This is a genomic window from Salmonella sp. 741265050_HSA (assembly GCF_046569445.1).
Classification (GTDB): Bacteria; Pseudomonadota; Gammaproteobacteria; order Enterobacterales; family Enterobacteriaceae; genus Salmonella; species Salmonella enterica.
Window position 1 is genome coordinate 143,396 of record NZ_JBKFSV010000004.1, and the last position, 16,057, is coordinate 159,452.

Consider the following 16,057-nt stretch of genomic DNA (forward strand, 5'->3'; position numbering starts at 1 on the left):
GCAATATTAAGGGTTTTAGAACGCAACGCGGGCAGTATAGGGAGGGCGAAGCGACAAAACAATGCGGTCTTGACAATCAATGAGACAGCTTTTGCCTATCGATCGGGTCATTATAAATCGTAATGATGACCCCTTTATGACAGCGAACCATCTTTCTGCCAACGGCGGATCTGACGCACGCCCTCGCTATCAGGCCGTCACAGCGCTTTGCGGGCGGCCTGTGCCATCATACGCGGATAAAAATGCCAGAAGCGCTCTTCTAACGCGTCGTAGTGCGCGTCCAGATCGTACCAGGAATCACGCAAGGCATCCAGCCGGGGACGGCGATTCGCCATGCCATTCAGCACGTTTTGAATGAAATCCATATCGCGATACCGCTCTAACCATTTTTCTGACCAAAGATAATCATTCAGGTTGACAAAGCGCGGCGGGGAGTCGGGCAGAATCGTCGCGACCTGCGCATGGGCGTAGCCGACAAACGCCTGAAGTGGAAAATCGGGAGAGATTTGCGTCCAGTGGCGCGATAAAAAATGATCCCACATGACGTCCAGCGTAATGGGCGCCACGCGCCGCGTTTCATGGCGGAACCACTCTCGCGCCTCACGAACTTCCGGCAGGTTGTCGGTCATGACGTCAATACGCCGATGCATATAAATACCCTCTACCACGTCAGGAGGATAATGCGTTGCCGGGTTACCGCGGACAAAATCGGCCAGAAGATTACCGGAAAGCGAGCTGTCGGCAAGGTGCGCCAGATGCAGGTGAGCAAGAAAATTCATTATTGATTCTCTGTCCAAAAAGCGGGTAACGGTTGCAGCGGGAACGCCCCGGCACTAGACTACCCGCCTCTTATTTTAGTCTGAGTCAGAGTCATGCGCGTTACCGATTTTTCCTTTGAACTACCCGAATCCCTGATTGCCCACTACCCACAGCCGGAACGCAGTCGCTGCCGTTTGCTGTCATTAGAGGGGCCGACGGGCGCGCTGACGCACGGTACTTTCACCGATCTGCTCGATAAGCTCAACCCTGGCGATTTGCTGGTCTTCAATAATACCCGCGTGATCCCGGCGCGGCTGTTTGGCCGTAAAGCCAGCGGCGGCAAGATAGAAGTGCTGGTCGAACGTATGCTCGATGATAAACGCATCCTGGCGCATATTCGCGCTTCTAAAGCGCCAAAACCGGGCACGGAACTGCTGCTGGGCGACGACGAAAGTATTCACGCGACCATGACCGCGCGTCACGGCGCTCTGTTTGAAGTTGAGTTTAATGACCCGCGTCCGGTGCTGGATATTCTCAACGCCATCGGCCATATGCCGTTGCCGCCGTACATCGACCGTCCGGACGAGGACGCCGACCGCGAACTGTACCAGACGGTCTACAGTGAAAAACCGGGCGCCGTCGCCGCGCCGACCGCCGGGCTGCACTTTGATGAGCCGCTGCTGGCGGCGCTTCGTGAGAAAGGTGTCGAAATGGCGTTTGTTACGCTACACGTAGGCGCGGGCACTTTCCAGCCGGTGCGTGTCGATACCATTGAAGATCACATCATGCACTCCGAATATGCTGAGGTGCCGCAAGAGGTGGTCGACGCGGTGCTGGCGGCGAAAGCGCGCGGTAACCGCGTGATTGCGGTCGGCACCACCTCGGTACGCTCGCTGGAAAGCGCGGCGCAGGCGGCAAAAAGCGATTTGATAGAGCCGTTCTTCGGCGATACGCAAATCTTTATTTATCCAGGTTATCAATACAAAGTGATTGATGCGCTGATCACCAACTTCCATCTGCCGGAATCGACGTTGATTATGCTGGTTTCCGCATTTGCCGGTTATCAACACACCATGAATGCCTATAAGACTGCGGTAGAACAAAAATATCGCTTTTTTAGCTACGGGGACGCGATGTTTATCACGTACAATCCGCAGGCTATTTCTGAGCGTCCGTAAGAAGGCTATCTCACTTGCCATTTTGACGCCGGGCAGTGCTCGCCATCCTCACGTACTGCGTGTACGCTCCGGTGGTTGTGCGCTGGTCGACCCCAAACTGGCTGCGCCGATGACGCCTTCGGGAATTTATTAGCTATGGAATCATTCCGTAGCGAGTCGTTAAACGTCGGACTGTTTTTCTGACGCAGGAGTGATAATGAAATTTGAGTTAGATACCACCGATGGTCGCGCGCGTCGCGGTCGTCTGGTGTTTGATCGTGGCGTAGTGGAAACGCCAGCCTTTATGCCTGTGGGTACTTACGGTACGGTAAAAGGCATGACGCCGGAAGAAGTGGAAGCGACCGGCGCGCAGATTATTCTCGGCAACACTTTCCACCTGTGGCTGCGCCCGGGTCAGGAGATCATGAAGCTGCATGGCGACCTGCACGATTTTATGCAGTGGAAAGGGCCTATTCTCACCGATTCCGGCGGCTTCCAGGTCTTCAGCCTCGGCGATATTCGTAAGATTACCGAGCAAGGCGTGCACTTCCGTAACCCGATCAACGGCGATCCGATTTTCCTCGATCCGGAAAAGTCGATGGAGATCCAGTACGATCTCGGTTCCGATATCGTGATGATCTTTGATGAATGTACCCCGTACCCGGCAGACTGGGACTATGCTAAACGCTCGATGGAGATGTCGTTGCGTTGGGCGAAGCGTAGCCGCGACCGTTTTGATAGCCTTGGCAATAAGAATGCGCTTTTTGGCATCATTCAGGGCAGCGTTTACGAAGATTTACGCGATATCTCGGTGAAAGGTCTGGTAGAGATTGGCTTTGATGGCTACGCTGTCGGCGGTTTGGCTGTCGGTGAGCCGAAAGCAGATATGCACCGCATTCTGGAGCACGTTTGCCCGCAGATCCCGGCTGACAAACCGCGTTACCTGATGGGCGTGGGTAAACCGGAAGATCTGGTGGAAGGGGTGCGTCGCGGTATTGATATGTTTGACTGTGTCATGCCAACGCGAAATGCCCGTAATGGTCATCTGTTTGTGACCGACGGCGTGGTGAAGATTCGTAATGCAAAGCATAAAAGCGACACCAGCCCGCTTGACGCCGAGTGCGATTGCTACACCTGTCGCAATTATTCACGCGCTTACTTGCATCATCTCGACCGTTGCAACGAAATATTAGGTGCGCGTCTCAATACCATTCATAACTTGCGTTACTACCAGCGTTTGATGGCGGGTTTACGCAAGGCTATTGAAGAGGGTAAATTAGAGAGCTTCGTAACCGAGTTTTACCAACGTCAGGGGCGACCCGTTCCACCTTTGAACGTTGATTAATTTTAATAATGAGGGAATTTGAATGAGCTTTTTTATTTCTGATGCGGTAGCGGCAACAGGTGCTCCGGCGCAGGGCAGCCCGATGTCTCTGATTTTAATGCTGGTGGTGTTTGGTCTGATTTTCTATTTCATGATCCTGCGCCCGCAGCAGAAGCGCACCAAAGAGCACAAAAAGCTGATGGACTCCATTGCGAAAGGTGATGAAGTTCTGACGAATGGCGGTCTGGTCGGTCGAGTGACCAAAGTAGCGGAAGCCGGCTACATTGCCATCGCGCTGAATGACACCACGGAAGTGGTTATCAAACGTGACTTCGTAGCTGCCGTTCTGCCGAAAGGCACCATGAAGGCGCTGTAATATTTCGTTTTCCCAAAGGGAACTGCCGTGTTAAACCGTTATCCTTTGTGGAAGTACATCATGCTGGTCGTCGTGATTATCGTCGGCCTGCTTTACGCACTTCCCAACCTGTATGGTGAGGATCCGGCTGTTCAAATCACTGGCGTGCGCGGCGTCGCCGCCAGTGAGCAAACGCTGATCCAGGTCCAGAAAACGTTACAAGAAGAAAAAATTCCCGCTAAGTCTGTGGCACTGGAAGAGGGCGCTATTCTTGCGCGCTTCGACACCACCGATACCCAGCTACGCGCCCGTGAAGCGCTGATGAGCGTGCTGGGGGATAAATATGTCGTGGCGCTTAACCTTGCGCCGGCTACGCCGCGCTGGTTGGCGGCTATTCACGCCGATCCGATGAAGCTCGGTCTTGATCTGCGCGGCGGCGTTCACTTCCTGATGGAAGTGGATATGGATACCGCGTTAGGTAAACTCCAGGAACAAAATATCGATAGCCTGCGCAGCGATCTGCGTGAAAAAGGCATTCCTTATACCACCGTTCGTAAAGAAAATAATTATGGGCTGAGCATCACGTTCCGTGACAGTAAAGCGCGTGATGAGGCGATCGCCTATCTGACGCCGCGTCATCGTGACCTGGTGATTTCCAGCCAGAGCGGCAATCAACTTCGCGCGGTAATGACCGATGCGCGCCTGAGCGAAGCGCGTGAATACGCCGTTCAGCAGAACATTAATATTCTGCGTAACCGTGTTAACCAACTGGGCGTCGCGGAGCCTGTCGTACAACGCCAGGGCGCAGACCGTATTGTGGTTGAGCTGCCGGGTATCCAGGATACCGCTCGCGCGAAAGAAATTCTCGGCGCGACCGCGACGCTGGAATTCCGTCTGGTGAATACCAACGTTGACCAGGCCGCCGCTGCTGCCGGGCGCGTACCGGGTGATTCCGAAGTGAAACAGACCCGCGAAGGTCAGCCGGTGGTATTGTACAAACGCGTGATCCTCACCGGCGACCATATCACCGACTCGACGTCCAGCCAGGATGAATATAACCAACCGCAGGTTAACATCTCGCTGGATAGCGCAGGCGGCAATATCATGTCTAACTTCACTAAGGACAATATCGGCAAACCGATGGCGACCCTGTTTGTGGAGTATAAAGACAGTGGTAAGAAAGACGCTAACGGTCGCGCCGTACTGGTGAAACAGGAAGAGGTGATTAACATTGCCAACATCCAGTCTCGGCTGGGTAACAGCTTCCGTATTACTGGTATCAGCAACCCGAACGAAGCGCGTCAGCTCTCGTTGTTGCTGCGTGCGGGTGCCCTGATTGCGCCGATTCAGATCGTTGAAGAGCGCACCATTGGCCCGACTTTGGGTATGCAAAATATTAAGCAGGGCCTGGAAGCCTGTCTGGCCGGTCTGGTGGTCTCCATCCTGTTCATGATCTTCTTCTATAAGAAGTTTGGTCTGATTGCGACCAGCGCGTTAGTGGCTAACCTGGTGTTGATTGTCGGTATCATGTCGCTGTTGCCGGGGGCAACGCTCAGTATGCCGGGGATTGCGGGTATCGTGTTAACCCTTGCGGTGGCGGTCGACGCCAACGTTCTGATTAACGAACGTATCAAAGAAGAGTTGAGTAATGGCCGCACGGTACAGCAGGCGATAAACGAAGGCTATGCCGGCGCGTTCAGTTCCATCTTCGATGCGAACATCACGACGCTGATTAAAGTCATCATTCTGTATGCTGTCGGTACCGGGGCAATTAAAGGGTTCGCGATTACGACCGGTATCGGTGTGGCGACGTCGATGTTTACCGCGATTATCGGTACGCGTGCTATCGTAAACCTGCTATATGGCGGCAAGCGCGTCACTAAGCTGTCAATCTGAGGAGTGCGATGTGGCACAGGAATACACTGTTGAACAACTAAACCACGGCCGTAAAGTCTATGACTTTATGCGCTGGGACTTCTGGGCATTCGGCATCTCCGGGCTGTTGCTGATCGCGGCCATTGTCATTATGGGCGTACGCGGGTTTAACTGGGGGCTGGATTTCACCGGTGGTACGGTAATTGAAATCACGCTGGAAAAACCGGCTGAAATGGACGTGATGCGCGAAGCGCTGCAAAAAGCGGGCTATGAAGAGCCGCAGTTGCAGAACTTTGGCAGCAGTCACGACATTATGGTGCGTATGCCGCCAACCGAAGGTGAAACCGGCGGTCAGGTACTGGGTAGCAAAGTGGTGACGATCATTAATGAAGCCACCAACCAGAACGCGGCCGTGAAGCGTATTGAATTCGTGGGGCCAAGCGTGGGCGCCGATCTGGCGCAAACCGGCGCTATGGCGCTGCTGGTGGCGTTGATCTCTATCCTCGTTTATGTCGGTTTCCGCTTTGAGTGGCGACTGGCGGCAGGGGTGGTCATCGCGCTGGCGCACGACGTGATCATTACGCTGGGGATACTGTCGCTTTTCCATATCGAGATTGACCTGACCATTGTGGCATCGTTGATGTCGGTGATCGGTTACTCGCTGAACGACAGTATCGTGGTCTCCGACCGTATTCGTGAAAACTTCCGCAAAATCCGTCGCGGGACGCCTTACGAAATCTTTAACGTGTCGCTGACCCAGACGCTACACCGTACGTTGATTACCTCCGGTACGACGTTAGTGGTAATTCTGATGCTGTACCTCTTCGGCGGTCCGGTACTGGAAGGCTTCTCGCTGACGATGCTGATCGGTGTCTCTATTGGTACGGCATCTTCTATCTATGTCGCATCGGCGCTGGCGCTGAAACTCGGTATGAAGCGCGAGCATATGCTGCAGCAGAAAGTCGAAAAAGAAGGGGCGGATCAGCCGTCCATTCTGCCGTAAGCTGGCGTTAACATGACTGAAAAAAGCCGCAACATCGCAGGGTGCTGCGGCTTTTTATTATCCAGAATAAACTCGATTGCATGAGGAACTATCATGGCTATCATCCCAAAAAACTACGCGCGCCTGGAAAGCGGCTATCGTGAAAAAGCGCTGAAGCTGTTTCCGTGGGTGTGCGGACGTTGTTCCCGTGAGTTTGTGTATTCAAATCTGCGTGAGCTGACGGTGCATCATATCGATCATGACCACACCAATAACCCGGAAGACGGCAGCAACTGGGAGCTATTGTGCCTCTACTGCCACGATCATGAGCATTCTAAATATACCGAAGCCGATCAGTACGGTTCGACGGTCATTGCCGGGGAAGATGCGCAAAAAGATGTCGGCGAGGCGACTTATAACCCGTTTGCCGATCTGAAAGCGATGATGAACAAAAAGAAATAAGCAGACTGCTGACAAAGCTGTTGGTGCTGTTGAATGTTAGGTTACGCTTCGCTCCACCCAACGGAATCCGCAATATAAATGAATTATTGGTTTTCGTAGGTCGGATGCAATCTGACATTTTTTCAGCCCCGGAGTTTGTCGCCAGCCCCAAACGTCCTGTAACGCATACATTGTCACTGGAATCCCGATCGCAAGGTTGGGATTTTTTTGTTTTTAAGTCCTGCCGATACTGGCGAGCAGAGTAGAATCAGCGGTAAGCCGGGGCAACCCGGTGAGGCGCAATGTTGCGGGGGCTTGATCCCCGGTGGCCTTGTCGCTGGAAAGAGAAAACCCCCGCACATTGTTCGGTATTCACCGGCAACATTACGGGGGCTAACTTGACTCCAGACAAGTTGAGGATAGCCGCGAACCGTTGCCATTGCAACAAAGGCGGCAATATTGTTAACCCAAAGCTGTAATGTCCCCTTTGACCAATTCTAAAATGTCCCCTGCTGATTTTCCCGGGGGAAAGATATGTTCAAAGAGGCTGTGACGATGAGCCATAAGGAGCTCAACAGACTTCAGATTATTCAGGAGACTGTTTGCAGAAATATCACCCAGGAACAGGCCGCTGCCCGCACGGGGGTCTCTGTCCGGCAGATAAAACGCCTGGTACACCGTTACCGAACTGAAGGCGCTGAGGGCCTGATTTCCCGTCGGCGCGGCAAACGCCCCAATAATGCTTTTTCCGCACAGTTCCGGACCCATGTCATCTCCCTGTTGAAAGAACGATACCGTGATTTTGGGCCCACCCTTGCCGGTGAAAAACTCCATGAAGAGCATGGCTTGTCCCTTTCCACCGAGACATTGCGTAAATGGATGATTGCGGAAAACCTCTGGCGGGAGAAGCGGCGTAAAACGGCCCGTATCCATCAACGACGTCAACGTCGCCCCTGTTATGGTGAGCTGATCCAGATAGATGGTTCACCGCATCACTGGTTTGAAGACCGGGGGCCTCGCTGCACGCTAATCGTGTTTATTGATGATGCCACGAGCGCACTGATGGGGCTGCGCTTTGCCCCTGCTGAAACCACTCAGGCTTATATGGAAACGCTGGGGAAGTATGTCACGCAGCATGGTATACCGCTGGCACTTTATTCAGACAAACACAGTATATTCAGGGTGAATAATCCCGATCGCGAAGGGGAACTGACCCAGTTTACCCGGGCAATAAAAACGCTGGGAATAGAGCCTATCCATGCGAATACGCCTCAGGCAAAGGGCCGGGTGGAACGGGCGAATCAGACACTCCAGGATCGGCTGGTTAAAGAATTACGCCTGCAGAATATCTCCGATATCGCGAGCGCCAATGCGTGGTTGCCAGAATTTATCACCGCCTATAACAAGCGGTTTGCTATCCAGCCTGCCGATACTGAAAATGCGCATCAGGCGCTTCGTCATAGCGCGGAGGAACTTGATTTCATTCTCAGTTATCAGAGCTCCCGTATCCTCTCTAAAAATCTGACATTCCAGTATAAATCCAGCGAATACCAGCTGAAGAACGTGGGCCATGGTTACCGGCTTCGGCATGCCACAGTGACAGTATGCGAAGCATTTGATGGCAGACTCAGCATCCTGAACGACGGAAAATTACTGGAGTGGGAAAAATATATTGATGGGCCGCCCCCACTCCCGCTTGATGATGAAAAGAGCGTGCATGAGCGTGTTGATAATCTTCGGCATAGCCTGAAATCGAAGTATTACGTCAAACCGGCAGCAGACCACCCCTGGCAATCAAGACGAGCAAGAGAAAGAGCAAAATCATCTCAGTCAAAAAGGGACGAATAAACCTGTCAGGGGGACACTTCTGCTTTGTTGCGAAGGGGACATTTCTGCTTTGCGTTGACACAAAGGCGGCAATATGACGCTCACAGAGTTGAGCATTACTATCTGGCACGATCTGGCGGCACCAACGCTGGTCGGGATTGCGACAGGTCTGTTTTTAGGCTGGTGGCATCGCCGGAAGTAATGTGAAGTGGGCGCGACTCGCCGCCGGATGGCCGCATGCGCCCGAAACGGGCCAGAGGGCGACCTCTGGCCTTTTTTGCAGGTTTAGAAGTTGTAACCCACGACCAGGTAGCCGCCCCAGCCGGTAGATTTCGCGCTGAAATCGCCGTCGCCCCAGTTCAGTTTGGCGCCATTCTGCCACTGTCCGCCGTTATGGAAGTAACGCGCAACGACCGAGTAGTGCCAGTGATCGTAGTTCAGCGCCAGGATATGGCTGGAAGCGATGGAGTTGCTGGTACGGTTCGGATCGTCGCCTAAATCAGATCCCCAGTCAAAGTTGGTAAAGCCGATATAGCTCAGTTTACCGCCCCACAGATCTGTGATGGGGACGAAGTATTTCACTTTGAAACGGTAGCCGTCCCATTCGTTTTCATTGGAAGCACCGTAGTTTTGCCACTGATATTTCGCATACACGTTCAGCGACAGGCCCATCGGCAGGCCGGTGTCGATATCGGTCCCCAGACCCATATACCACGTGCTCTGGCGGCTGGCTTTGTTATCGCCCATATCGTAGATGTAGTTGTTGGCGAAATACCACTCTTTAAACGGGCCGAAGCTCAGGTCTGCGCCGGTCAGCTTATCAATCGAGAAACGCGGTTCGATTTCCATGAACAGCGGAGAACCGTCGGACCAGATACCTTTATCGTTGCCGTTACCCCAATCAAAGGTTTTGGGAATATCGATATAGCCGTAGAAATCAAACCAGTCTTTTTTGGCAAATGCTTCATATTCCAGATAGACGTCGTTGTTCAATTTCGGCGAGAAACGGGTATGGTAGCTGCCTACCACGTTTACGCTCTGGTGCCACCAGTCGGACAAATACTGCGGCTGATCATTTTCTGCTGCGTTAGCAGTAAAAGATGAGGTGAGCGCCAGCGCTGCGCTGACTGCGAGTAAAGTTTTTTTCATATGTATGCCACTGTTTGAAATCCCTTGCGGGAGTGAAAAGAACGCAATTTGCGTTTCTAAATATTTCGTGTTTCTGCGGAGCCTATTATAAAAATCATTGCTCACAAAAATATGTCTTGTTTCACATATCTATCATTTACGTAATCGATTGCGTTCACGTTTGCGCACTTTAGGCGCGGCGACAGTACTATCTTTCATGAATATTACCAATCCATGTCATAAATGACGGAAATGTCAGTAGGGCAACAAAAGTCGCGCGGGGATGTTGCGGAACGCACAAAACGCTCCGCCAGAACGTTTATTGATTAACAGGCTGAATATCATGGATGCGAATGAAGCCTAACTGCGCCGGAGTGATCCCCTTCAACGGTAACGAAATATTGACATCACTGGGCGCCAGCAAGCTGGCAGGCGCATTTACCAGAAGGCTCTGTGCATTCACCTCCTGATAGTTCTCCGTAGTGCCCTGAATTTGCCCGTACTCTACGGTAGCGCTGAATGCCGGCAGCGGATCGCGGGACTCGCCCTGAATGCGTAACGTTGCGTGAGCGCCGTCTGCGACAGGCGTAATCTCCAGCAATGTCATACGTAGCGTACCGATCTGACTCTCCAGCCGGGCAGGCGTATTGGCGCCAGGCAACAAATAGACGCCGCGGGTTGACTCCGCATTCAGCTTATTTTGTTGGGTAATTTTTACCGTTTCCTGATTCAGTTGGGTCATCTCTTTATTCAGGGTGCTAATGCTTTGATGCATCTGGCGAACTTCGCTCTGCGGCGCGCAGGCGGTCAGGCTCAAGAGACTTCCCACCAGGAGAATTCTTAGGTAACGTCTTGTCATGTCGATCATTTCCTTCGTGGTCCGATAGCGTAATGGTAGTGCGCTATATGCACAAAGGCACCGATCCTTTATCTCAAAAGCGCTCCGCCTTTGTTGTCGCGCCAGTTCAGGGTAAAATAGTGTTTTCTAAATCATCTGGTCAGGACGCCGTATGCATTGCCCATTTTGTTTCGCCGTAGATACCAAAGTCATTGACTCTCGTCTTGTAGGCGAGGGCTCGTCCGTGCGCCGCCGTCGGCAGTGTCTGGTGTGTAATGAACGCTTTACGACCTTTGAAGTGGCTGAACTGGTCATGCCGCGCGTGATAAAAAGCAACGATGTGCGCGAACCCTTTAATGAGGATAAGCTGCGTAGCGGCATGTTGAGAGCGCTGGAAAAAAGACCCGTCAGCGCAGATGATGTTGAAATGGCATTGAACCATATTAAGTCACAATTACGTGCTACTGGGGAGCGTGAAGTTCCCAGCAAGATGATTGGCAACCTGGTCATGGAGCAGCTGAAAAAACTCGATAAAGTCGCGTATATTCGCTTTGCCTCCGTCTATCGCAGTTTCGAAGATATCAAAGACTTTGGCGAAGAAATCGCTCGCCTACAGGACTAAGCCATGCAGGATGAGTTTTACATGGCGCGAGCGCTCAAACTGGCGCAGCGTGGACGTTTCACCACTCACCCGAACCCTAATGTCGGCTGTGTCATTGTTAACAATGGCGACATCGTCGGCGAAGGTTATCACCATCGCGCCGGAGAGCCGCACGCCGAGGTCCATGCTCTGCGGATGGCGGGCGCAAAAGCCAAAGGCGCAACCGCCTATGTCACGCTTGAACCCTGTAGCCATCATGGGCGAACGCCGCCATGTTGCGATGCGCTGATTGCGGCCGGCGTCGCGCGCGTGGTCGCCGCGATGCAGGACCCAAATCCACAGGTCGCCGGGCGCGGGCTGTATCGCCTGCAACAGGCGGGTATTGCGGTCAGCCACGGGTTAATGATGAGTGAAGCGGAGGCGCTCAATAAAGGCTTCCTCAAGCGGATGCGTACCGGATTCCCTTATCTTCAGCTTAAACTGGGTGCCTCCGTGGATGGACGGACGGCGATGGCCAGCGGCGAAAGCCAGTGGATCACCTCGCCGCAGGCCCGGCGCGACGTTCAGCGCTTGCGTGCGCAAAGTCACGCTATTTTAACCAGTAGCGCGACGGTATTGGCTGACGATCCGGCCTTGACGGTGCGTTGGGCGGAGCTAGACGCTTCTACGCAGGCGTCTTACCCGCAGGAAAATCTGCGCCAGCCGGTGCGAATTGTTATCGACAGCCAAAACCGGGTAACGCCTGCGCATCGTATTGTGCAGCAGCCTGGCGAAACGTGGATCGCGCGTACCCAGGAAGATAGCCGCGCGTGGCCCGATGCGGTTCGTACTATCAGCGTGCCGGCGCACAACGGACATTTGGATCTGGTTGTGCTGATGATGCAGTTAGGCAGGCAGCAGATTAATAGCATATGGGTTGAAGCCGGACCGGGACTGGCGGGCGCGTTGCTGCAAGCCGGGCTGGTGGATGAACTGATTGTCTATGTCGCGCCTAAATTGTTGGGAACCCAGGCGCGGGGATTATGCGAATTGCCGGGGCTTGAGAAGCTCGCCGACGCGCCGCAATTTACCTTCAGCGAAATACGTCATGTCGGCCCGGATGTTTGCCTGCATATGGTGAGCGCATGAGTTCTCCCGTCGAAAGGGGAGCAGCGCTCAAATTATTATGATAAAATCCGCCCCCCTGCGGGGCCAAATGAACCCTGGAAGAGAGAATATGAACATTATTAAAGCTAACGTTGCAGCCCCTGACGCTCGTGTCGCCATCACTATTGCGCGTTTCAATCAGTTTATCAACGACAGCCTGCTGGATGGCGCGGTTGATGCCCTGACGCGTATTGGTCAGGTAAAAGATGATAATATTACCGTAGTGTGGGTGCCTGGCGCCTATGAACTGCCGCTGGCGACCGAAGCGCTGGCGAAAAGCGGTAAATATGACGCCGTGGTTGCGCTGGGAACCGTGATTCGCGGGGGGACTGCGCACTTTGAATATGTGGCAGGCGGCGCCAGCAATGGCCTGGCAAGCGTTGCCCAGGACAGCGGCGTGCCGGTAGCCTTTGGTGTTCTGACCACCGAGAGTATTGAACAAGCCATCGAACGTGCTGGTACAAAAGCCGGTAATAAAGGCGCAGAAGCTGCGCTGACCGCGCTTGAAATGATTAATGTATTGAAAGCCATTAAGGCCTGATTTTTTGTAAGGGGAATTCCGTGAAACCTGCTGCTCGTCGCCGCGCCCGTGAGTGTGCCGTCCAGGCGCTTTACTCCTGGCAGTTGTCCCAGAACGACATCGCTGATGTTGAATACCAGTTCCTGGCGGAACAGGACGTAAAAGACGTCGACGTTCTCTATTTCCGTGAACTGCTGTCCGGGGTGGCGACTAACAGCGCGTACCTGGATGGTTTAATGAAACCCTATCTGTCCCGCCTGCTTGAAGAGCTGGGACAGGTTGAAAAAGCCGTGCTGCGTATTGCGTTGTTTGAGCTGTCAAAACGCAGCGATGTGCCTTATAAAGTGGCCATCAACGAAGCGATTGAACTGGCGAAAACCTTTGGCGCTGAAGACAGCCACAAATTCGTCAACGGCGTACTGGATAAAGCAGCTCCGGTGATTCGTCCCAACAAAAAGTGATTCACAGGCCGGAAAGATAGCGGGCGATCGATACCCGCCGTCTCCGGCCTTTTCTTTTTTTCTGCTGAGGCATAACGTATGGCATGTGGCGAGTTTTCCCTGATTGCCCGTTATTTTGACCGTGTAAGAAGCTCTCGTCTTGATGTTGAAACCGGTATTGGCGACGATTGCGCGCTCCTGAATATTCCTGAAAAGCAGACCCTGGCGATCAGTACCGATACGCTGGTGGCGGGCAACCACTTCCTCCCCAATATCGATCCTGCCGATCTGGCTTATAAAGCGTTGGCGGTGAATTTAAGCGATCTGGCCGCGATGGGCGCCGATCCGGCCTGGTTAACGCTGGCGTTAACGTTGCCGGAAGTGGATGAGGCGTGGTTGGAGGCTTTTAGCGACAGTCTGTTTGCGCTATTGAATTACTACGATATGCAGCTCATTGGCGGCGACACCACGCGTGGACCGCTGTCGATGACGCTGGGTATCCACGGTTATATCCCGGCAGGGCGCGCGCTCAAGCGATCTGGCGCGAAGCCGGGCGACTGGATTTATGTCACCGGTACGCCGGGCGACAGCGCTGCCGGGCTGGCGGTTTTGCAAAACCGGCTACAGGTGTCGGAGGAGACAGACGCTCACTATTTAATTCAACGGCATTTACGCCCGACGCCGCGTATTTTACACGGCCAGGCGCTGCGTGATATCGCCAGCGCGGCTATCGATCTTTCCGATGGTTTGATTTCCGATCTGGGGCATATCGTCAAGGCCAGCGGCTGTGGGGCAAGAGTAGATGTTGATGCGCTGCCAAAATCCGATGCGATGATGCGCCATGTTGATGACGGGCAGGCGCTGCGTTGGGCGCTTTCCGGCGGCGAAGACTATGAGCTGTGCTTTACGGTGCCGGAACTGAACCGTGGCGCGCTGGATGTCGCCATTGGTCAACTGGGTGTTCCCTTTACCTGCATAGGTCAAATGAGCGCAGATATTGAAGGGCTGAATTTTGTACGTGACGGAATGCCTGTCACCTTTGACTGGAAAGGATATGACCATTTTGCCACGCCATAAAGATGTTGCGAAAAGCCGCCTGAATTTGCGCAATCCGTGGCATCTGCTCGCTACCGGCTTTGGCAGCGGGCTGAGCCCCGTGGTGCCGGGCACGATGGGCTCGCTGGCGGCGATCCCCTTCTGGTATTTGATGACGTTTCTGCCGTGGCAGCTTTATTCGCTGGTCGTGATGTTTGGGATCTGCATTGGCGTTTATCTTTGCCATCAGACGGCGAAAGATATGGGCGTACACGACCACGGCAGTATTGTCTGGGATGAATTTATCGGTATGTGGATAACGCTAATGGCGTTGCCGACGACGGACTGGCAGTGGGTGGCTGCCGGGTTCGTTATTTTCCGCATTCTGGATATGTGGAAACCCTGGCCGATCCGTTGGTTTGATCGCAACGTGCACGGCGGCATGGGGATTATGATCGATGATATCGTCGCCGGGGTGATATCCGCCGGCATACTGTATTTTATCGGTCATCACTGGCCGCTCGGTATTATTTAAAGGGTTTGCCGGATGGCGGCGTAAATGCTTTATCCGGCCTACCCCCGAACAATATGTCGATTTCGCAGGCCCGATAAGCGCCGCGCCATCGGGCAATGGCAGATTATTTAAATCCCACCACCGGATGTTGTTTGTACGGTGTTTCGAGTTCGGCAATCTGCTCCGGTTTGAGCGTTAAATCAACGGCATTCAGCAACTCATCTAACTGCTCTTCACGCGAAGCGCCGATAATCGGCGCGGCGACGCCTCGTTTGCTGAGTAGCCAGGCCAGCGCAACCTGCGCTCGCGTTGCGCCAAGCGCCTCGCTGACGCCAGTCAGCCGTTCCGCTATTTGCGCATCATTTTTATCGCTTTCAGCGTATAAATTTTTGCCCACGTCATCCGAGACCAGGCGGGCCGTGGTTTCTCCCCAGGGGCGAGTTAAGCGCCCGCGCGCCAGCGGGCTCCACGGAATCACGGCGACGCCTTCCTGCCAGCACAGCGGTAGCATCTCACGCTCTTCCTCGCGGTAGATCAGGTTATAGTGATCCTGCATGGTGACAAACGGCGCCCAGCCGTGTTGTTTTTGTAGCGCCAGCGCCTGGGCAAATTGTGAGGCGTGCATTGAGGAAGCGCCGATATAGCGGGCTTTACCCGCCTTCACCACGTCGTTTAGCGCTTCCAGAGTTTCTTCTATCGGCGTGGTGTAATCCCAGCGGTGGATTTGCAGGATATCGACATACTCCATTCCCAGACGGGTGAGGCTATCGTCAATAGAGCGCAGGATTTGCGCGCGGGACAATCCTTCCGGCAGATCGCCGACGCGATGGAAGACTTTCGTCGCTACCACCACCTCGTCGCGCCGGGCGAAATCACGCAGCGCGCGACCGACAATCTCTTCGCTGCTGCCGTCGGAGTAGCTGTTGGCGGTATCAAAAAAGTTAATGCCGCCCTCCAGGGCGCGCTTGATGATGGGACGGCTGCTCTCTTCGGGAAGCGTCCAGGCGTGATTGCCGCGACTCGGCTCGCCGAATGTCATGCAGCCCAGACAAAGGCGGGACACCCGAAGATCTGTATTTCCTAACGTGTTGTATTGCATGACTCCGCTCCTGTTA

18 protein-coding genes and 2 pseudogenes are annotated in these 16,057 nt (G+C 53.8%); 14 read left to right on the forward strand and 6 right to left on the reverse strand.

Translation table 11 applies throughout. From position 1 onward, the window contains the following. Positions 1 to 197 precede the first annotated feature (197 nt). Positions 198 to 779, reverse strand: a complete 582-nt coding sequence (gene acpH / locus ACLD4F_RS11555) for an ACP phosphodiesterase (protein WP_001009858.1) — start codon at positions 777 to 779, stop codon at positions 198 to 200. Positions 780 to 872: 93 nt separating this feature from the next. Here acpH and queA point away from each other — a divergent pair, with 93 nt between their 5' ends. The 6 genes from queA to yajD all read left to right on the forward strand — a co-directional run bounded on the left by queA (position 873) and on the right by yajD (position 6,914). Next, positions 873 to 1,937: a tRNA preQ1(34) S-adenosylmethionine ribosyltransferase-isomerase QueA gene (gene queA, locus ACLD4F_RS11560; protein ID WP_001266530.1), complete on the forward strand. Its 1,065-nt coding sequence runs from the start codon at positions 873 to 875 to the stop codon at positions 1,935 to 1,937. Between the two features lie 196 nt (positions 1,938 to 2,133). After that, on the forward strand, positions 2,134 to 3,261 hold the full coding sequence (tgt, locus tag ACLD4F_RS11565) for a tRNA guanosine(34) transglycosylase Tgt (RefSeq protein WP_000667305.1): 1,128 nt from the start codon (positions 2,134 to 2,136) through the stop codon (positions 3,259 to 3,261). Positions 3,262 to 3,283: 22 nt separating this feature from the next. Continuing rightward, positions 3,284 to 3,616 carry a preprotein translocase subunit YajC gene (gene yajC / locus ACLD4F_RS11570; protein ID WP_000007628.1) on the forward strand — a complete coding sequence of 111 codons (333 nt, stop codon included), beginning with the start codon at positions 3,284 to 3,286 and terminating at the stop codon, positions 3,614 to 3,616. 27 nt (positions 3,617 to 3,643) lie between these two features. Beyond that, positions 3,644 to 5,491, forward strand: a complete 1,848-nt coding sequence (gene secD, locus ACLD4F_RS11575; protein ID WP_000934811.1) for a protein translocase subunit SecD — start codon at positions 3,644 to 3,646, stop codon at positions 5,489 to 5,491. Between the two features lie 10 nt (positions 5,492 to 5,501). Beyond that, on the forward strand, positions 5,502 to 6,473 hold the full coding sequence (gene secF / locus ACLD4F_RS11580) for a protein translocase subunit SecF (protein WP_000046629.1): 972 nt from the start codon (positions 5,502 to 5,504) through the stop codon (positions 6,471 to 6,473). A gap of 93 nt (positions 6,474 to 6,566) precedes the next feature. Then, the gene (gene yajD / locus ACLD4F_RS11585; RefSeq protein ID WP_000974818.1) at positions 6,567 to 6,914 is read left to right on the forward strand and encodes an HNH nuclease YajD; all 348 of its coding nucleotides are present in this window, start codon (positions 6,567 to 6,569) and stop codon (positions 6,912 to 6,914) included. 247 nt (positions 6,915 to 7,161) lie between these two features. On the opposite strand, the pseudogene impX reads toward yajD, so the two are convergent. Further along, a pseudogene (gene impX / locus ACLD4F_RS11590) lies at positions 7,162 to 7,353 on the reverse strand (nucleoside efflux transporter ImpX); the annotation flags it as partial. A 74-nt stretch (positions 7,354 to 7,427) separates the two neighbouring features. Here impX and ACLD4F_RS11595 point away from each other — a divergent pair. Both ACLD4F_RS11595 and ACLD4F_RS11600 read left to right on the forward strand, forming a co-directional pair. Continuing rightward, positions 7,428 to 8,741, forward strand: a complete 1,314-nt coding sequence (locus tag ACLD4F_RS11595) for an ISNCY family transposase (protein ID WP_024146079.1) — start codon at positions 7,428 to 7,430, stop codon at positions 8,739 to 8,741. A 73-nt stretch (positions 8,742 to 8,814) separates the two neighbouring features. Beyond that, a complete protein-coding gene (locus ACLD4F_RS11600) occupies positions 8,815 to 8,922 on the forward strand; it encodes a type I toxin-antitoxin system toxin Ldr family protein (protein WP_000176312.1) in 108 nt (35 codons plus the stop codon). 83 nt (positions 8,923 to 9,005) lie between these two features. On the opposite strand, the gene ACLD4F_RS11605 is transcribed toward ACLD4F_RS11600, so the two are convergent. Continuing rightward, on the reverse strand, positions 9,006 to 9,869 hold the full coding sequence (locus ACLD4F_RS11605) for a nucleoside-specific channel-forming protein Tsx (RefSeq protein ID WP_000752021.1): 864 nt from the start codon (positions 9,867 to 9,869) through the stop codon (positions 9,006 to 9,008). Positions 9,870 to 10,167: 298 nt separating this feature from the next. Continuing rightward, entirely contained in the window at positions 10,168 to 10,707 is a 540-nt protein-coding gene (locus ACLD4F_RS11610; protein WP_000198486.1) for a DUF3251 domain-containing protein, read from the reverse strand. Between the two features lie 151 nt (positions 10,708 to 10,858). Between ACLD4F_RS11610 and nrdR the strand changes: the two genes are divergently transcribed. The 6 genes from nrdR to pgpA all read left to right on the forward strand — a co-directional run bounded on the left by nrdR (position 10,859) and on the right by pgpA (position 14,963). Then, positions 10,859 to 11,308: a transcriptional regulator NrdR gene (gene nrdR / locus ACLD4F_RS11615; RefSeq protein ID WP_000543533.1), complete on the forward strand. Its 450-nt coding sequence runs from the start codon at positions 10,859 to 10,861 to the stop codon at positions 11,306 to 11,308. Positions 11,309 to 11,311: 3 nt separating this feature from the next. Beyond that, entirely contained in the window at positions 11,312 to 12,415 is a 1,104-nt protein-coding gene (gene ribD / locus ACLD4F_RS11620) for a bifunctional diaminohydroxyphosphoribosylaminopyrimidine deaminase/5-amino-6-(5-phosphoribosylamino)uracil reductase RibD (protein WP_001150216.1), read from the forward strand. 88 nt (positions 12,416 to 12,503) lie between these two features. Further along, positions 12,504 to 12,974, forward strand: a complete 471-nt coding sequence (gene ribE, locus ACLD4F_RS11625; RefSeq protein WP_001021372.1) for a 6,7-dimethyl-8-ribityllumazine synthase — start codon at positions 12,504 to 12,506, stop codon at positions 12,972 to 12,974. Positions 12,975 to 12,994: 20 nt separating this feature from the next. Then, positions 12,995 to 13,414 (forward strand): transcription antitermination factor NusB, encoded by a 420-nt coding sequence (gene nusB, locus ACLD4F_RS11630; RefSeq protein ID WP_000801129.1) that lies wholly within the window; start codon positions 12,995 to 12,997, stop codon positions 13,412 to 13,414. A 78-nt stretch (positions 13,415 to 13,492) separates the two neighbouring features. Further along, positions 13,493 to 14,470 carry a thiamine-phosphate kinase gene (gene thiL, locus ACLD4F_RS11635; RefSeq protein ID WP_023207506.1) on the forward strand — a complete coding sequence of 326 codons (978 nt, stop codon included), beginning with the start codon at positions 13,493 to 13,495 and terminating at the stop codon, positions 14,468 to 14,470. Continuing rightward, complete coding sequence (gene pgpA / locus ACLD4F_RS11640) at positions 14,448 to 14,963, forward strand: phosphatidylglycerophosphatase A (RefSeq protein WP_000154063.1); 516 nt, start codon at positions 14,448 to 14,450, stop codon at positions 14,961 to 14,963. The genes thiL and pgpA overlap by 23 nt, the downstream gene beginning before the upstream one ends. Before the next feature lie 4 nt (positions 14,964 to 14,967). On the opposite strand, the pseudogene ACLD4F_RS11645 reads toward pgpA, so the two are convergent. Together ACLD4F_RS11645 and ACLD4F_RS11650 are read right to left on the reverse strand one after the other, a co-directional pair. Then, positions 14,968 to 15,059: pseudogene (locus ACLD4F_RS11645) on the reverse strand (hypothetical protein); the annotation flags it as partial. Between the two features lie 7 nt (positions 15,060 to 15,066). Continuing rightward, the gene (locus tag ACLD4F_RS11650) at positions 15,067 to 16,041 is read right to left on the reverse strand and encodes an aldo/keto reductase (protein ID WP_080108270.1); all 975 of its coding nucleotides are present in this window, start codon (positions 16,039 to 16,041) and stop codon (positions 15,067 to 15,069) included. Between the last annotated feature and the right edge of the window lie 16 nt (positions 16,042 to 16,057).